The sequence below is a fragment of the Pseudomonas sp. B22129 genome (assembly GCF_044218875.1).
Classification (GTDB): domain Bacteria; phylum Pseudomonadota; class Gammaproteobacteria; order Pseudomonadales; family Pseudomonadaceae; genus Aquipseudomonas.
In genome coordinates, this window is sequence record NZ_CP162592.1 from 3,845,415 (window position 1) to 3,861,849 (window position 16,435).

Sequence of the window (16,435 nt, forward strand, 5' to 3'; positions counted from 1 at the left end):
GCTGCCTCTGATGGGCAGTGGTTTTTGTGTTGCCTGTGCTGGCCCCTTCGCGAGCAAGCCCGCTCCCACATTTTGAATGTATTCACAAATCGAAATGTGGGAGCGGGCTTGCTCGCGAAGGCGGCCTCAGCGGTTCACAGCCGCTGGCTTGGAATAAGCTGCCCGCTTGCCCAACTGCTCAAACACCGGCGGGTACGCCGGCCGCTCCACATACCGCCCGGCACCGCGCTCGGCGCGCAGGTCGCCATCAGCCCAGACCAGCTTGCCCCTGCTGATGGTGTGGCTCGGCACGCCGCGCACGGTCTTGCCTTCGAAGATGTTGAAGTCGACGTTTTGATGGTGGGTCTTGGCGGAAATGGTCCGCGTACCCTCGGGGTCCCACAGCACCAGATCGGCATCGGCACCCACGCGGACCGCGCCTTTGCGGGGGTAGAGGTTGAAGATTTTTGCGGTGTTGGTGGAGGTCAGCGCTACAAACTCCTGCATCGACAGGCGCCCGGTATTCACGCCTTCGTCCCACAGCAGCGCCATGCGGTCTTCGATACCGGCGGTGCCATTGGGGATTTTGCTGAAGTCATCACGCCCGGCGGCTTTTTGCTCGGCGCAGAAGCAGCAATGGTCGGTGGCGGTGGTGTGCAGGTTGCCCGATTGCAGGCCGTGCCACAGGGCCTCCTGATGGCCGCGCGGACGAAACGGCGGGCTCATCACGTAGCCGGCGGCGGTCTGCCAGTCGGGGTGCTGGTACACGCTGTCGTCCAGCAGCAGGTGGCCGGCGAGCACTTCGCCGTACACCGGTTGGCCTTTGGCCCGGGCGTAGGTGATTTCGTCGAGGGCTTCCTTGGTCGAAACGTGCACCAGGTACAGCGGCGTGCCAATGGTTTCGGCGATCCTGATCGCGCGGCTGGCCGCTTCGCCTTCCACCTGGGACGGCCGCGACAGCGGGTGCGCTTCCGGCCCGGTGATGCCCTGGGCCATCAGCTTGCGTTGCAGGTGATACACCAGCTCGCCGTTTTCCGCGTGCACGGTGGGCACCGCGCCCAGTTCCAGGCAGCGTTCGAAGCTGGCGACCAGGGTGTCGTCGGCCGCCATGATCGCGTTCTTGTAAGCCATGAAATGCTTGAAGCTGTTGATGCCGTGGTGGCTGACCAGCTCGGCCATTTCCTCGCGCACCTGCTCGCTCCACCAAGTGATCGCGACGTGAAAACCGTAGTCGGAGGCGGATTTTTCCGCCCAGCCACGCCACTGGTGAAAAGCTTCCATCAGGGATTGCTGCGGGTTGGGAATCACGAAGTCGATGATCGATGTGGTGCCCCCCGCCAGGCCCGCCGCCGTACCGCTGAAAAAGTCTTCGCTGGCCACAGTTCCCATGAAGGGCAGTTGCATGTGGGTGTGGGGGTCGATGCCGCCGGGCATCAAATATTGGCCGCTGCCATCGAGTGTTTCCGTGCCGGCGGGAATATCCAGGTTCGTGCCAATGGCGCGAATTAGACCGCCTGCGCATAACACATCGGCGCGGTAACTTTCATCATGGGTAATAACGGTGGCGCCACGGATCAACAGCGACATGTCGAGTTCCTCACAGGCTTGACCGGCTTGTGCCAGTTCTAAGTGTTGTAGTGCTGCTAACCGACGGTCGGTTAATTCCTGTCATCGGTGACAGGAATAGAAACTAGCCCGAGTTTTTCGATTGGGCAAGAAGATTTTTTATAAGCTTATATCGTGTTTAAATTGTTGATTATTAACGATAAAAAACTGTTTTCACCAAAATGAAGCGCCGTCTCACCATTTTGACGCACTTGACAGGTTCCTGAATTGAGCAACATTTCTTATTGCAAATCAGACGCTTGAGACATGCCTCTTGACGGGCATGGGAAATAAAAATAATTGTGTTGCACCAGATTGAGTCATGAAGGTTCGGACAACTTCCACGTTATTTAGCCTGAGTAACGCGGCAAGTACCGAAGGGCCAATCGGAAAGCTGATAAACATCAGCGAGTTATATAAGCGGTACGGGTTCGGTAACGGTTGTCGGCACGGATATTGAGTGCAGTGGCGGCTGGCCGGGCCCGTGATGTCATGTTGTTTATGCGGTACTCCGGCCGCCTGCACTCACCTTGCAGGCGAGCAAAAATAATTCGAAAAAACCGTGGAGCGGCCATGCAACAGAACAGATCGCAAGTCATTGAGCGCAACGGCCTGTACGAACTCGACGCCGGCCCCGACGTCCTCGACAGCCCGCGCTACAACCACGACATGGCACCGACCAAGGTGCACGAACGAACCTGGAACAAATGGCACATCACCGCGCTGTGGGTCGGCATGTCGATCTGCGTGCCCACCTACACGCTGGGCGGCGTGCTGACCGCCTACTTCGGGCTGTCGGTGGGCGAGGCGCTGATGGCGATTTTGCTGGCCAACATCGTGGTGCTGATCCCGCTGACCCTCAACGCCTTCCCCGGCACCAAGTACGGCATTCCGTTTCCCGTGTTGTTGCGCTCCTCGTTCGGCATCCTTGGTTCCAACGTGCCGTGCCTGATCCGGGCGCTGGTGGCGTGTGGCTGGTTTGGTATCCAGACGATGTTTGGCGGGCTGGCGATTCACCTGTTTCTGGGCTCGATTTTCGAGGGCTGGAAATCGTTGGGCGGTACCGGCGAAGTGATCGGTTTCATGATTTTCTGGTGCCTGAATTTGTGGGTGGTGTTGCGCGGCGCGGAGTCGATCAAGCGCCTGGAAACCCTGTCGGCGCCACTGCTGGTGGCGGTGGGCATTGGTTTGCTGGTGTGGGCGATGCCCAATGTGTCGCTCAGCGAGTTGATGGCGATCCCGCCGAAACGCCCGGAAGGCGCGAGCCTGACCGGTTACTTCATGGCCGGCCTGACGGCGATGGTGGGCTTCTGGGCCACCTTGTCGCTGAACATCCCGGACTTCAGCCGCTACGCCAAAAGCCAGAAAGACCAGATCCTCGGGCAGATTTTCGGCTTGCCGCTGACCATGTTTCTGTTCGCCGCCCTCGGCGTGATCATGACCGCGGCGTCGGTGAAACTGGTGGGCGTGAGCGTGTCCGACCCGGTGACCCTGATCGGGCATATCCAGAGCCCGGTGTGGGTGGCTATCGCCATGGCGCTGATCATCATCGCCACGTTGTCTACCAACACGGCGGCGAACATCGTGTCGCCTACCAATGATTTCCAGAACATCGCGCCCAAGCTGATCAACCGCACCACGGCGGTGATTCTCACCGGGCTGGTGGGGTTAGCGCTGATGGGCCACGAATTGCTGAAAAAGCTCGGGCTGATTGTTTCCGATGTGAGCCTGGAAACCGTGTATTCCAACTGGCTGCTGGGCTATTCAAGCCTGCTGGGGCCGATTGCCGGAATCATGGTGGTGGACTATTTCATCACCCGTAAACAGCAACTTGACCTGGCCGGTTTGTACCGCGATGACGTGTACCCGGCGTGGAACTGGAGCGGGTTTATTGCGTTTGGCGTGCCAGTGGTGTTGACGCTGCTGTCGCTGGGCAGCGATGCGTTCAGTTGGTTCTACAGCTATGGCTGGTTTACCGGTTCGGCGTTGGGTGGGGTGTTGTATTACGGCTTGAATGCCAAGCGCGCTGCCCGCCCTATCGCGGTGAAAAGTTGAAATGTAAGTCAAATGTGGGAGCGGGCTTGCTCGCGAATACGGTGTATCAGCCACTAAAAATGTTGTCTGAAAGACCGCTTTCGCGAGCAAGCCCGCTCCCACATTTTTGATCGAGTTCCGCCAGTTGAAACCATAAGAAATGTAGCCTGAGGAGATCCCCATGAACGCTGCCCTTGACGTTCTGCAATCCACCCATCAGCACATCAACCGCGACCGTTTGTGGCAGTCCCTCATGGACCTGGCCAAACTCGGCGCCACGCCCAAGGGTGGCGTCTGCCGCCTGGCCCTTACTGATCTCGACCGCAAGGCCCGCGACCTGTTTGTGAAGTGGTGCGAAGAGGCCGGTTGCAGCGTGACCGTCGACGGCATCGGCAACATCTTCGCCCGCCGCCCTGGCCGCAATCCCAACCTGCCACCGGTGATGACCGGCAGCCATATCGACACCCAGCCCACGGGCGGCAAGTTCGACGGCTGCTTTGGTGTGCTGGCTGGTGTGGAAGTGCTGCGCACCCTAAACGACCTCAAGGTGGAAACCGAGGCGCCCCTTGAAGTGGTGGTGTGGACCAACGAAGAAGGCTCGCGTTTTCCGCCATGCATGATGGGCTCCGGCGTGTTTGCCGAGAAGTTCTCATTGGCCGACACCTTGGCCAAGGTGGATGCCGAGGGTATATCCGTGGGTGACGCGCTGAATGCCATCGGCTATGCCGGCACGCGCCCCGAGAGCGGGCACAAGGTCGGCGCCTATTTTGAAGCGCACATCGAACAGGGCCCGATTCTTGAGGATGAAAAGAAAACCATCGGCGTGGTCTTGGGCGCGCTCGGCCAGAAGTGGTTCGACTTGAAACTACGCGGCGTTGAAGCCCACGCGGGGCCGACACCGATGCATCTGCGCAAGGATGCCCTGGTGGGTGCGGCAGCGGTGGTTGCGGCGGTGAATGCGGCGGCGCTCGGTCATCAGCCTCATGCGTGCGGCACAGTGGGTTGCCTGCAGGCCTATCCGGGCTCACGCAACGTCATTCCGGGTGAGGTGCGCATGACCCTGGATTTCCGCCATTTGGAACCGGCACGGCTCGATTCAATGATTGCCCAGGTGCGAGAGGTGATTGATGAAACCTGCGCCAAGCATGGCCTGAGTTTCGAGATGGAGCCCACGGCGGATTTCCCGCCGTTGTACTTCGACAAAGGCTGTGTGGATGCCGTGCGCGATGCGGCGAATGGGTTGGGCTTGTCGAACATGGACATTGTGAGCGGGGCAGGGCACGACGCGATTTTTGTGGCCGAACTGGGCCCGGCGGGGATGATCTTCGTGCCGTGTGAAGGTGGCATCAGCCATAACGAAATCGAGAACGCCGCACCGGATGATTTGGCCGCGGGGTGTGCGGTGTTGTTGCGGGCGATGGTGGCGGCTTCGGTGGCGATTGCCAGTGGCAAACTTGCTGCCTGAAAAACACCGCAGAACCAATGTGGGAGCGGGCTTGCTCACGAAAGCGGTGTGTCAGCAAAGTATGTGTTGACTGAAGCACCGTATTCGCGAGCAAGCCCGCTCCCACACAAGCCCGTTCCCACAGTTGAGTTGCTTTGCAGCAAAAAACTCGTCAGGCGCCCGGTTGCCAGCCGCCCCCCAACGCAGTCACCAACCCCACACTCGCCTGCAACTGCCGCGTCTGCACTGCCTGCAACGTTCTCTGAGCCTGCAACGCCGCCGTCTGCGCGGTGACCACATCCAGATAACTCACGGCCCCCGCCTGATAGCTGTTCATCGCCAGTGACTGGGTATGTTCGGCCGCATCCGCCGCCGCTTGCTCATCCTGGGCTTCTTGCTGCAGATCGCGCAGTTGCGCCAGGTTGTCTTCCACCTCACGCACGGCTTTGAGCACATGGCTGCGGTACTGCGCCGAGGCTTCTTCAAACTCGGCTTTGGCCTGGCGTTCATTGGCGCTCAAGCGGCCGCCATCGAAGATCGGCAGGTTGACCAAAGGCCCCAGCGCCCAATAGCGATTGCCGGCGGAAAGCAGATTGCCCACGCCCTGAGTTTGCCCGCCGATCAAGCCGGTCAGGCTGAAATCCGGGTACCACGCCGCTTTGGCCACGCCGATGTTCGCGTTGGCGGCAAACACCCGCCGTTCCGCCGCTGCAATATCGGGGCGACGTTGCAGCAGGTGGCTGGGCAACTGCGACGGAATTCCCGGCAGCGCGATCAATTGCTGGCTCGCCGGCAGCTCGAAATCACTGGCCGCGACGCCAACCAACTCGCCAATCGCATGCTCGGTCAGGTTGCGCTGCCCGCGTACTTCATCCAGTTGCGCCTTGGCTTCGGCCAGTTGGTTTTGCGCCCGCGTCAGGTCCAGCTCCGACGCAATCTGGCCCTCGTAACGGCTGCGCGTGAGTTGCAGTGCCTGGCTGAAATCATCCAGCGAGCTGTTGAGAATCCGGCTCTGTGCATCCAGCCCGTTGAGCTGCACGTACAAGGTCGCCAACTGATGTTGCAGGCTCAAGCGCGCCACCGCCAGATCATCGCCGGACGCCTGCGCCTGGGCATCTCCGGCGGCGACCTGATTGCGGATTTTGCCCCACACGTCCAGGTCGTAGCTCAACGAAAACGCCGCCGTATTGCTGTTGTACACCGAGGGCTGCGTATCCCCGCGCAAGGGCCGTGAATCCGATTGGCGCTGACGCAACGGCTGCGCGCTGGCGGTGATCTGCGGGAACAACCCGGCGTGCAGTTGGCTGGCATAGGCCTGGGACGCATCGAAGTGCGCCAGCGCGGCGGCCAGGTCCGGGTTGGCCTTGAGCAGTTGCTGTTGCAGGTCGTTCAGGCGCGCGTCGTTGTAGAGCTTCCACCACTCGGGCGCCAACTGGTCGGACGGCTGCGCACTGTGCCAGGGGCCATCGCGGGTCTGTTCGCGGTAGCCCGCCGGCAGGTTGACCGTTGGCACCTTGTAGGTGGGCGCCATCGAGCAACCTTGCAGCGCCAGCAGCATCAACGCCGCGAGGGGGTTAAGCCTTGGGCGCATGGGCACCTCCGGCTTCGGCCAACTGCACGGGGTCACCTTCGCGCAGGGCATCGGGCGGGTTGTCGACCACCCGGTCGGCCGGGTTGAGGCCCTGGTCGATCACCAGGCGGGCGCCGAGGTCGAGGCCGATGTGGATGGCTTGCAGGTGCACATGGTTCTGCGCATCGAGCAGCGCAACCTGAGTGCCCTCGGCGCGGAAGATCAGTGCGCTGGCCGGAATGCTCACGCCATGGGTGTCCGCTGGAATCGGCAGGGTAGCTTCGGCGTAATCACCGGGCAGCAATTCGCCGTTGGGGTTGTCGGCGACGAACTGCGCGAGCAAGGTGCCGGAGCGGCGGTCGATGGCGGTGGAGTCGCCGATCAGGTGCGCCTTGAAGTGCTCGCCGGGGTGCTCGGGCACGGTCAACTCGGCTTCGAGGCCAGGGTGAATGACCGCCGCGTAGTTCTGCGGCACCGGTACGTAGAGGCGCAATTGGTGGGTGTCGGCGATGTTGAACAGCTCCGGGTCGCTGTCGGTATCGGCCTTGATCAACTGGCCGATATCGGTGTTGCGCGCGGTGATGGTACCGGCGAACGGCGCGCGGATGGTCTTGTAGCTTTCCAGCGCCGACAAGCGTGCATAGTCGGCGGCGGCAGCTTCGGCGTTGGCCTTGGCGGCGGCGGCGTTGGAGGTTTTCTCATCGGCCTCCTGGCGCGACACCGAGTGGCTGGCCAGCAGGTTTTGCCAGCGGGTCGCGGTGGTTGCCGCCAGGCGTGCGTTGGCTTGTTCCTGGAGCAGGCGGGCGTGGGTTTGCGCCAGCTGCTGGTCGAGGTCCGGGCTGTCGATTTCCCCCAGGATTTGCCCCGCCTTGACCTGGCTGCCGATGTCGACCTTCCAGTCCTTCAAATAGCCGCTGACCCGTGCGTGAATCGGCGCCTTGCTCCAGGCTTCCAGGTGCGCGGGCAGGCGCAGGGTGTCGCCGGCGGCGTTCTGTTTGGGTTGGAACACCATCACTTGCGGGATGGCGGCGGTTTCCGTCCAGGCGGTAACCGATTGTTCGTGCAGCGTGCGGGCGTGCAGGCCGTTGGCGACCAACAAGGCGGCCAGTGTCAGGCCGCCGGCACCCATGAGCATCAGACGCTTGCGCGAGGGTTTGTGATCAGACGACATGTGGCGTTTCTCCAGCAGTTGCGCGAGTAGGGTGACGGCCGTGGACCAGGCTGAAGACCACGGGAACAAACAACAAAGTGGCGACGGTGGCGAAGATCAAACCGCCGATGACGGCCCGGCCAAGCGGGGAGTTCTGCTCCTCGGACAGCGCCAGCGGCAGCATGCCGATGATCATCGCCAGGGCGGTCATGCACACCGGGCGAAAGCGCGTGTAACCGGCTTCCATGGCGGCCTTGAGTGCATCGCCATGTTCGGCGAGGCGTTCACGGCAGAAGCTCACCACCAGGATCGAGTTGGCGGTGGCCACGCCCATACAGAGGATGGCGCCGGTCAGCGCGGGCACCGACAGCGAGGTGCCGCTGAGGAACAGCATCCACACGATGCCCGCAAGCGCCGCCGGCAATGCGGTGATGATCACGAACGGGTCGGCCCAGGATTGGAAGTTGACCACGATCAGCAGGTAAATCAGCACGACGGCGCCGAGCAAGCCGAAGCTCAAACCGCTGAAGGCTTCATGCAGCGCATCGATTTGCCCGTGCAGGCTGATCACTGCGCCTTTGGGGCGCATGGACGCGGTGTCATTCAGCACTTTTTGCACATCGCGCGCCACGCCGCCGAGGTCACGGCCCTGCACGTTGGCGTACAGGTCCAACGTCGGTTCGATGTTGTAGTGAGTCACCACCGCCGGGCTTTGCACCCGGGAAATGCTCGCCACACCGCCGAGGATTTGCGACTGGCCGTCGGCGCCGGTCACGGGCAGGGCCTCCATCGACGGCAGGCTGTCGAGGCGGTATTGCGGGGTAGCCGCGACGATCGAATAGGACACGCCGTTGGCCGGGTTGAGCCAGAAGGTCGGTGCCACTTGGGAGCTGCCGGCGAGAGAGGCGACCATGCTGTTGGTTACGTCGCGCTCGGTAATGCCCAGGCCGTTGGCGCGCATGCGGTCAACGTTGACTTGCAGCGACGGGTAGCCGGTGGACTGCTGGATACGCAGGTCGGCGATGCCCGGGATGTGCGACAGGCGACGCTCCAGTTCCACCGCGTAGGCGCGGTTTTCCTCATCGCTGCGCCCGGAGATTTTCACGTCCAGCGGGGCCGGGGCGCCGAAGTTGAGAATCTGGCTGCTGATGTCGGCGGGCAGGAAGGCGAAGTGGCTGCCGGGAAAGCTTTCCGGCAAGGCTTCACGCAGTTTTTTCACGTAATCGGCGGTCGGCGCATGCTCCTTTTTCAGCGTGACCTGAATATCGCCGTCCTGCGGGCCGATGGTGCCGCTGCTGCTGTAGGCCATGTCGATGCCACTGAGCGGAATGCCGATGTTATCGACGATGGTGTCGAGTTCTTCGGCGGGAATGACTTCGCGAATCCGCGCTTCAATCCGGTCAAAAGCCGCCGCGCTTTCTTCAATGCGCGTGCCCAGCGGCAAGCGCACGTGCAGGGCAAGGGCGCCGGCGTCGGTGGCCGGAAAGAAGTCCTCGCCCAGGCTTGGCAACAGCAGGAATGAGGCGAGCACGCAGGCCAGGAAGCCGACGATAAACCGCTTGCGCGCGCCGAGAGCGAGGATCAGCAGCCCGTGGTAGGTGTCGCGGATATTCGAGAAGTGGCGCTCGAAGCCCTGCTGAAAATTCAGCACCGATTGCAGCACGCGATTGCGGGGCTTCTTGTGCTGCTCACCTTCGTGGTGGTTGATGAATGCATCTTCGGGGTGATGCCCTGCACCTGGCTCCGGTGTATGCGGCTTGAGCAGGAACATCGCCAGGGTCGGCACCAGGGTGCGCGAGAGGATGAACGAGCTGGCCATGGCGAAGATCACCGCCAGGGCCATCGGCCGGAACAGGTAGCCGGCGATGCCTTGCAGCAGGAACATCGGCACGAACACGATGCAGATGCACAGCAGCGACACGAAGGCCGGGCCGACGATCTGCGCGGCGCCGTCAAGGATCGCAGTCTTCACCGCCTTGCCTTGTTCCAGGTGCCAGTTGATGTTTTCAATGGTCACCGTGGCGTCGTCCACCAGAATCCCCACCGCCAACGCCAGCCCGCCGAGGGTCATCACGTTGAGGGTTTGCCCGGTGGCCGCCAGCAGGGCGATGGCCGAGAGCACCGCGAGCGGAATCGAGGCGGCGATGATCAGGGTCGAGCGCCAGCTGCCGAGGAACAGCAGGATCATTGCACTGGTCAGCAGCGCGGCGATGATGCCTTCCTGGGCCACGCTGCCCACCGATTGTTTGACGAACACCGAAGCGTCACCCAGCAGCGAGGTCTTCAGCGACGGCGGCAGGGTTTCGTTGATGCGCGGCAGCATCTGGCGGATGCCGTCGATGATCGACAGCGTGGAAATGCTGCCGTTTTTCAACGCAGGCATGAGCACGGCGCGGTGGCCGTCCACGCGCACGATATTGGTCTGCGGCGGCGAACCGTCGCGCACGTGGGCCACCTGGCCGATGGTGATGATCGCGCCGTCGACCGTCTTGATCGGCAGGTCGTTCAGCTCATCGATCGCCTTGGGGCTGTTGTTGAGCAGGATCGTGTATTCGTTGGGGCCGAGCTTGGCGGTGCCCACCGGGATGATTTGGTTCTGCAAGGCCAGCGCGTTGCCGACGTCCTGCGCTGACAAGCCTTTGGCGGCCAGTGCCTGTGGGTCGAGGTCAAGGGTGATCTGGCGTTGCTTGCCGCCCATGGGGGTGGGCATGGCCAGGCCGGGCAGGGCGCTCAGCGGCAGGCGAATGTTGTTCTGTACCAGGTCGCGAATTTTGGCTTCCGAGAGGCTTGGGCTGGAAAACGCCAGTTGCAGGATCGGCACCGTGGAGGCGCTGTAGTTGAGGATCAGCGGTGGCGTGATGCCGGGTGGCATCTGCTTGAGCACGGTTTGTGAAACCGCTGTCACCTGGGCGTTGGCGGTGCGGATATCCACGCCGGGCTGGAAGAAGATTTTCACGATGCCCATGCCGGGCAGCGATTGCGATTCGATGTGTTCGATGTCGTTGACGGTGGTGCTCAAGGAACGTTCATAGGTGTAGATCACCCGACCGGCCATGGCGTCCGGTGACAGGCCGTTGTACTGCCACACCACGGCGACGACGGGGATGCCAATATCGGGAAAAACGTCCGTGGGGGTTCGCAGGGCCGCCATCGGCCCGATGATGCAGATGAATATGGCCAACACGATAAACGTGTACGGCTTTTGCAGTGCGGTCTTTACCAGCCCGAGCATGCGTGAACCTCCGAGGGAGCAAAATTGCAAACCCCGGCAGTCTTGCCCGACCCACCTAACACGCACCTTTCAGCCAGGTGAAGGAACATTTAGTTAACGGCTGAAGATCGTTTCATATGTATTCATTTGTTGTACATAAGGTGGCCCTCCAAGCTTGTAGCCCATCGGACACGACACAATTACGCCGAGTCCACCGAGTTTACTGATGCCCTTTGGAGCCCTGCCATGTCACTCAAGCACCTGTCACTTAAACCACTTTTGTTGATCCCTGCCCTCGGCGCCGTGCTGCTGTTGTCGGCCTGTGCCGGGCCCATCCCGAAAGCTGACCCCAGCGAAGCCTGGATCGGCCTGAAAGAAGAAGCGCCGAATGACCTGATGGCGGAGCGGGTGGATGGCAAGCGCGTGGATGATGGCCGTTTCTTTGAAGTCACCCCCGGTGACCATCGTCTTGACGTAACCCTGTTTGAAGAAGAGCCAGGCGACGACAACCAGCAAGACTGCCAGGGCCGGGTCGAGTACAAAGACTTCAAGGCGGGTGAGCACTACACCCTGGTGGAATCCAGCCTGGGCACTACCGTGCGCGCATCCCTCAAGGATGAGCACGGCAAGGAAGTCGCAGCGACGCAGGACTTCAATTGCATGCCTGGCTAGGCGTGATGCGCCGCCGCCCTTTGGGGTTTGGCAGGTGCAGCAGGTTTGACGTGGGGGTGATGATGCCGGCGCGTGACGCGCATCACGCCCCACAACATGGCGGCGGCTACTGCCAGCCAACCGCAGACCAGCAGGAAAATCGTTGTTGCAAGGCTCATTCGGGCCTCCTTTCGCCCCGCACGGGGCACACACAGTCTTCTCAATGGACAGTCTAGCTACCTGGCGGTTGCCTGCTATTGACCAATGGTCGTGTCCGTCCAACTTGTTTGCTCTATGCCGGGCGTTTTACTGACGTTGAAGGCTATACCGGCGTGGCTGGGCGCCCTATGATCAGGGCCCTTACCGGCAGTTGATCAAGAGAGCAGAAAATTGCGTTTACGCTCGAACGTTAAAACCTCCTTGTTGTTGGCCTGCGCTCTGGGGCTCGCGGCCTGTTCCGGGCACCCGTCCAGGCTTGCGGGCTTGCCGGAACGTGTCGAACTCAATGGCGTGCCGACCTTTCGCAGCGAGGCTTACCTGAGCGGCCCGAGTGCTTTAGCCAGCATGCTGTCGCAACAAGGCATTGTCATGACACCCGGCTTGCTCGATAAGCCGCTGCACTTGCCAGGCGGCGAGGCTGACCTTGAGCGCAACATGCAGGTGCTGGCGCGTGAGTACGGGCTGATGGTGTATCCGCTGGACACCGAGCTGACGGCGGTGCTGGCGCAGGTGGCGGCGGGTTACCCGGTGATGGCGCGGATCAACCCGAGCCTGTGGTCCGGCACGCGGTATGTCGTGGTGGTGGGGTTCAATCAGCAGAAAAGTACGGTACTGCTGCGTTCCGGCCTGGACCGCCGTTTGCTGATGAGCTTCAGCGATTTTGAATCAGCGTGGAAGAGCGCCGGTCACTGGGCCATCCTGACCCAGCGCCCGAGCCAGTTACCGGCGAACGTTGATGCACAACGCTGGCGTGAGGCGGCGAATGCGACGGCGCAGGCCGGGCAGGAGCAGGCGGCGGCGCAGGCGCTTAAAGTGTTGGCCGAAAAGAAGTAACCGCACTGACGTTCATCAATGTGGGAGCGCGTTTGTGTGGGAGCCGGGCTTGCCCGCGATGCAGGCAACTCGATTTTTCAGCCGGACCGAGTTGATGCTATCGCAGGCAAGCCAGCTCCCACACAAGCCTGCTTCCACATTGGAACTGTGATGTTTAGCGACGCACTTCTGCAGCGTTCGGCCGGTTCTTCAGGTTTTTGTCGGCCTTGTAGCGCAACGCCACATCCGGTACCGAACCGCTCTTGCCAGTCTCGACCCAATTACGAATGCGCGTGGCATCGGCGAAGTGGGTGAATTTGCCGAACGCATCAAGGATCACCAGCGACACCGGGCGGTTACCCATGCTCGTTACCAGCACCAGGCAATGGCCGGCCTGGTTGGTGAAGCCGGTCTTGGTCAGCTTGATATCCCAACTGGCGCGGTTGATCAGGTGGTCAGTGTTGGAGAAACCCAAGGTGTAGTTGGGCTTGCGGAACGCCACGGTTTTTTCCTTGGTGGTGCTCAGTTGGCTCAGCATCGGGTATTTACGCGCGGCGGCCAGCAGCTTGCTCAGGTCGCGAGCAGTGGACACGTTGTGAATCGACAGCCCGGTGGGTTCTACATAGTGCGTGCTGGTCATGCCCAGCGCCTTGGCCTTGGCGTTCATCGCCGCAATAAAGGCCGGGTAGCCACCGGGGTAGTGGTGGGCCAGGCTGGCGGCGGCACGGTTCTCTGAAGACATCAGCGCGATCAGCAGCATTTCTTTACGCGGCATTTCACTGCCGATTTTCACGCGGGAGAACACACCTTTCATTTCCGGCGTGTCCTTGATGTTGATGTCGATGTACTCGTCCATGTTCTGCTTGGCTTCGAGCACGATCAAACCGGTCATCAGCTTGCTCACCGACGCAATGGGCACTACCACGTCAGGGTTGCTGGCATAGATGACTTTGTTGGTCTGCAGGTCCACCAGCATGGCGCTGCCGGAGGCGATTTGCAGTTTGGACGTGTCACGCGGGGCCAGGGTGGATTCGGCGGCGTGCGCAAAGGTGCCTGTAAATGCAAAAAATAGGCTGACAATAGAGAGACGAATTTTCACGCGGGTGAACTCGCTAAAAAGGTAAGAAAATACCGTTCTGGAACGGGTGTTTTGAAAAATTACGTTACATTCTAGAAGTATGGATCAGAAACTGTCGAATGTTCTTCTAGAACCGGATGAAAGTTATTAAAAACTAAGAAAAAACAGGTTTTTCTCCGGGCAATAAAAAGCCCTGCGATAAGGCAGGGCTTTTTCATTACGGCTGGTTATTAGCCGTGCAGGGTCTCTGCTGCATACAGCGTATTTTCCAGCAGGCAGGCACGTGTCATCGGGCCAACGCCGCCGGGTACCGGGGTAATCCAGCCTGCGCGGGGCAGGGCGGTCTCGTAGACCACGTCGCCGACCAGCTTGCCGTCATCCTGGCGGTTGATGCCCACATCGATAACGATCGCGCCTTCCTTGATCCACTCACCTTTGACCAGGCCCGGCTTCCCGGCGGCAACCACCACCAGGTCGGCGCGGCCGACGTGGCCGGCGAGGTCTTTGGTGAAACGGTGGGTCACGGTCACGGTGCAGCCGGCCAGCAGCAGTTCCATGGCCATCGGGCGGCCTACGATGTTGGAGGCGCCCACTACCACGGCATCGAGGCCGTACAGGTCGACACCGGTGCTTTCCAGCAGGGTCATGATGCCTTTCGGCGTGCAGGGGCGCAGCAGCGGGATGCGTTGAGCCAGGCGGCCGACGTTATAAGGGTGGAAACCGTCGACGTCTTTGTCGGGGCGGATGCGCTCCAGCAATTTGGAAGCATCCAGGTGTTCGGGTAACGGCAGCTGGAGCAGGATGCCATCGATGGCCGGGTTATCGTTGAGGCCGTCGATCAGGTCGGTAAGGGCCTGCTGGGTGGTCTCGGAAGGCAAGTCATAGGCTTTGGAAATAAAGCCGACCTCTTCACAGTCTTTACGCTTGTGCGAGACATAAACCTGAGAGGCAGGATCGCTGCCGACCAGGATCACCGCGAGGCCGGGCGTGCGCAGGCCTTGCTGGCTGCGCTCGGTGACTCGTTTGGCGATCTGCTGGCGCAGGCTGGCGGCGATTGATTTGCCGTCGATAAGTTGTGCAGTCATTACGCGTGATTAACCATCGAGAGGGGGAAGAAAAGTGCGCGCATTCTCGCACGCCAAGGCGTGAGGGCAAAGGCGCTTGGTCTGCAAATTGCCCTAACCCCTTAAATAAAATGAATTTTTTTCAAAAAAGATTTGACGGGTTTCGGGGGCATCTATACTATTCGTCGCACTTGTCGGGCACAGCCTAGCACTGGTTAAGAAGGCCGAGCACAATTGTTGTAGTGCAAGGCCGGAAAGCACTTAGTTTGTAATCCTCCAAGAGTACAGATTAATAAGGCGCCCGTAGCTCAGCTGGATAGAGCATCCGCCTTCTAAGCGGATGGTCGCAGGTTCGAGTCCTGCCGGGTGCGCCATTAGGCAGCTTTGGCACAAGTAGCGTTAGATGGTGGGCGTAGCTCAGTTGGTAGAGCACGGGATTGTGACTCCCGTTGTCGAGGGTTCGATCCCCTTCGTCCACCCCATATTTTAAAAGGCGCCAGATTAATCGTCTGGCGCCTTTGCTTTAAGAGCTTCAAGCGCGGATGTGGTGGAATTGGTAGACACACTGGATTTAGGTTCCAGCGCCGCGAGGCGTAAGAGTTCGAGTCTCTTCATCCGCACCAATCAAGTTTCATCCAGCTTCAGGGTTGAATGAAACCAGGCAAGGAAGATGTTTGAGTTCCTTGTTGATGCAAGATGGTGGGCGTAGCTCAGTTGGTAGAGCACGGGATTGTGACTCCCGTTGTCGAGGGTTCGATCCCCTTCGTCCACCCCATATTCAGAAAAGCGCCAGATCAATGATCTGGCGCTTTTTTTTGCATCCGAAAAATACCCTGCCTCGTATGTATTCGCGAGGATGGCCTTGGACGGGCCTGGATCCTCATCGGGCGTTACCGTCGAGGGCAGTGAAATGTTGGCACGACAACAGGGTGAAAGTCGGGAGTTGGTCGGCGCAGAGGCGCACTTGCTGGGGCGACTGATGAGAGGTGACCAGGCCGCCTATAGCGAGATGGTCAGCAGCTATCAAGGTGCGATGCGGGCGGTGGCATCGGCGATTGCGGGTCATCGGCACGTCGACGATGTGGTGCAGGACGCTTGGCTGGCGGTGGTCAGGGGGTTGAGTGGTTTTCAGGGGCGGTCCAGTCTCAAAACGTGGGTGTTGACGATAACGGCCAATCAAGCGAAGGGCCGCTATGGGCGAAGCCGCCGTGATGGCGTACTTGAGGGTCGCTCGGATGATGGTTGCTTTTGTACGGTCACGGGGCAGTGGTTATCGGCGCCCTCCGGCTGGCACGAGGACACGCCGGAAGCGTTGCTGAGTGAAAATGAATTGCGCGAATGTATTGAGTACGCGCTGGAGGAGCTTTCCGAGCTTCAAAGCGGCGTACTGTTGCTGCGCGAGCGCGTGGGGCTTGAGCTGGAGGAGGTTGCCGAGTTGCTCGGTGTCAGCCTGTGCAATGCGCGGGTGTTGCTGCATCGGGCGCGCATTCGTGTATTTGCGGCCATCGACAGGTATCAGGCGTGCGGTAACTATTGACGCCAAGAAAAAACAAGCATTCTCAATGCCTTGGCGTTAGAATCGTTGCCGGTTTTGAGCGTGTGGAACTGATCCGAAGC

12 protein-coding genes and 4 tRNA genes are annotated in these 16,435 nt (G+C 60.6%); 9 read left to right on the forward strand and 7 right to left on the reverse strand.

Going from position 1 to position 16,435, the window contains the following annotated elements:
* Positions 1-126 precede the first annotated feature (126 nt).
* Positions 127-1,566 carry a dihydropyrimidinase gene (gene hydA / locus AB4P94_RS17775; RefSeq protein ID WP_395606682.1) on the reverse strand — a complete coding sequence of 480 codons (1,440 nt, stop codon included), beginning with the start codon at positions 1,564-1,566 and terminating at the stop codon, positions 127-129.
* 591 nt (positions 1,567-2,157) lie between these two features.
* Between hydA and AB4P94_RS17780 the strand changes: the two genes are divergently transcribed.
* Positions 2,158-3,639 carry an NCS1 family nucleobase:cation symporter-1 gene (locus AB4P94_RS17780; RefSeq protein WP_395606683.1) on the forward strand — a complete coding sequence of 494 codons (1,482 nt, stop codon included), beginning with the start codon at positions 2,158-2,160 and terminating at the stop codon, positions 3,637-3,639.
* A gap of 160 nt (positions 3,640-3,799) precedes the next feature.
* Positions 3,800-5,083, forward strand: a complete 1,284-nt coding sequence (locus tag AB4P94_RS17785; protein ID WP_395606684.1) for a Zn-dependent hydrolase — start codon at positions 3,800-3,802, stop codon at positions 5,081-5,083.
* A gap of 151 nt (positions 5,084-5,234) precedes the next feature.
* Here AB4P94_RS17785 and AB4P94_RS17790 read toward each other — a convergent pair whose 3' ends face one another.
* The 3 genes from AB4P94_RS17790 to AB4P94_RS17800 are packed head-to-tail and all read right to left on the reverse strand — an operon-like array spanning position 5,235 to position 11,014.
* Positions 5,235-6,653 carry an efflux transporter outer membrane subunit gene (locus tag AB4P94_RS17790; protein ID WP_395606685.1) on the reverse strand — a complete coding sequence of 473 codons (1,419 nt, stop codon included), beginning with the start codon at positions 6,651-6,653 and terminating at the stop codon, positions 5,235-5,237.
* Positions 6,637-7,803, reverse strand: a complete 1,167-nt coding sequence (locus tag AB4P94_RS17795; protein ID WP_395606686.1) for an efflux RND transporter periplasmic adaptor subunit — start codon at positions 7,801-7,803, stop codon at positions 6,637-6,639. Before AB4P94_RS17795 ends, AB4P94_RS17790 begins: the two co-directional genes overlap by 17 nt.
* Positions 7,793-11,014: an efflux RND transporter permease subunit gene (locus tag AB4P94_RS17800; protein ID WP_395606687.1), complete on the reverse strand. Its 3,222-nt coding sequence runs from the start codon at positions 11,012-11,014 to the stop codon at positions 7,793-7,795. The genes AB4P94_RS17795 and AB4P94_RS17800 overlap by 11 nt, the downstream gene beginning before the upstream one ends.
* Positions 11,015-11,254: 240 nt before the next feature.
* On the opposite strand from AB4P94_RS17800, the gene AB4P94_RS17805 reads away from it, so the two are divergent.
* Entirely contained in the window at positions 11,255-11,665 is a 411-nt protein-coding gene (locus AB4P94_RS17805) for a hypothetical protein (protein ID WP_395611353.1), read from the forward strand.
* Here the strand turns inward: AB4P94_RS17805 and AB4P94_RS17810 are convergent.
* On the reverse strand, positions 11,662-11,823 hold the full coding sequence (locus AB4P94_RS17810; protein ID WP_395606688.1) for a hypothetical protein: 162 nt from the start codon (positions 11,821-11,823) through the stop codon (positions 11,662-11,664). The genes AB4P94_RS17805 and AB4P94_RS17810 overlap by 4 nt on opposite strands.
* 211 nt (positions 11,824-12,034) lie before the next feature.
* On the opposite strand from AB4P94_RS17810, the gene AB4P94_RS17815 reads away from it, so the two are divergent.
* The gene (locus AB4P94_RS17815) at positions 12,035-12,697 is read left to right on the forward strand and encodes a peptidase C39 family protein (RefSeq protein WP_395606689.1); all 663 of its coding nucleotides are present in this window, start codon (positions 12,035-12,037) and stop codon (positions 12,695-12,697) included.
* 154 nt (positions 12,698-12,851) lie between these two features.
* Here AB4P94_RS17815 and pbpG read toward each other — a convergent pair whose 3' ends face one another.
* Both pbpG and folD read right to left on the reverse strand, forming a co-directional pair.
* Positions 12,852-13,775 carry a D-alanyl-D-alanine endopeptidase gene (gene pbpG, locus AB4P94_RS17820; protein WP_395606690.1) on the reverse strand — a complete coding sequence of 308 codons (924 nt, stop codon included), beginning with the start codon at positions 13,773-13,775 and terminating at the stop codon, positions 12,852-12,854.
* A 209-nt stretch (positions 13,776-13,984) separates the two neighbouring features.
* Entirely contained in the window at positions 13,985-14,839 is an 855-nt protein-coding gene (gene folD / locus AB4P94_RS17825) for a bifunctional methylenetetrahydrofolate dehydrogenase/methenyltetrahydrofolate cyclohydrolase FolD (RefSeq protein ID WP_395606691.1), read from the reverse strand.
* A 276-nt stretch (positions 14,840-15,115) separates the two neighbouring features.
* On the opposite strand from folD, the gene AB4P94_RS17830 reads away from it, so the two are divergent.
* From AB4P94_RS17830 to AB4P94_RS17850, 5 genes are all read left to right on the forward strand, one after another.
* Positions 15,116-15,192 (forward strand) — tRNA-Arg (locus tag AB4P94_RS17830).
* 32 nt (positions 15,193-15,224) lie between these two features.
* A tRNA-His gene (locus AB4P94_RS17835) sits at positions 15,225-15,300 on the forward strand.
* Positions 15,301-15,356: 56 nt separating this feature from the next.
* Positions 15,357-15,441, forward strand: a tRNA-Leu gene (locus tag AB4P94_RS17840).
* Positions 15,442-15,517: 76 nt separating this feature from the next.
* Positions 15,518-15,593: transfer RNA gene (locus tag AB4P94_RS17845), tRNA-His, on the forward strand.
* Positions 15,594-15,728: 135 nt separating this feature from the next.
* Complete coding sequence (locus tag AB4P94_RS17850) at positions 15,729-16,355, forward strand: RNA polymerase sigma factor (protein ID WP_395606692.1); 627 nt, start codon at positions 15,729-15,731, stop codon at positions 16,353-16,355.
* Positions 16,356-16,435: the final 80 nt, after the last annotated feature.

Coding starts and splice junctions, on each gene's coding strand:
- hydA (WP_395606682.1), bottom strand. CDS start 1,566: ATGTCGCTGTTGATCCGTGGCGCCACCGTTATTACCCATGATGAAAGT.
- AB4P94_RS17780 (WP_395606683.1), top strand. CDS start 2,158: ATGCAACAGAACAGATCGCAAGTCATTGAGCGCAACGGCCTGTACGAA.
- AB4P94_RS17785 (WP_395606684.1), top strand. CDS start 3,800: ATGAACGCTGCCCTTGACGTTCTGCAATCCACCCATCAGCACATCAAC.
- AB4P94_RS17790 (WP_395606685.1), bottom strand. CDS start 6,653: ATGCGCCCAAGGCTTAACCCCCTCGCGGCGTTGATGCTGCTGGCGCTG.
- AB4P94_RS17795 (WP_395606686.1), bottom strand. CDS start 7,803: ATGTCGTCTGATCACAAACCCTCGCGCAAGCGTCTGATGCTCATGGGT.
- AB4P94_RS17800 (WP_395606687.1), bottom strand. CDS start 11,014: ATGCTCGGGCTGGTAAAGACCGCACTGCAAAAGCCGTACACGTTTATC.
- AB4P94_RS17810 (WP_395606688.1), bottom strand. CDS start 11,823: ATGAGCCTTGCAACAACGATTTTCCTGCTGGTCTGCGGTTGGCTGGCA.
- folD (WP_395606691.1), bottom strand. CDS start 14,839: ATGACTGCACAACTTATCGACGGCAAATCAATCGCCGCCAGCCTGCGC.
- AB4P94_RS17850 (WP_395606692.1), top strand. CDS start 15,729: ATGTTGGCACGACAACAGGGTGAAAGTCGGGAGTTGGTCGGCGCAGAG.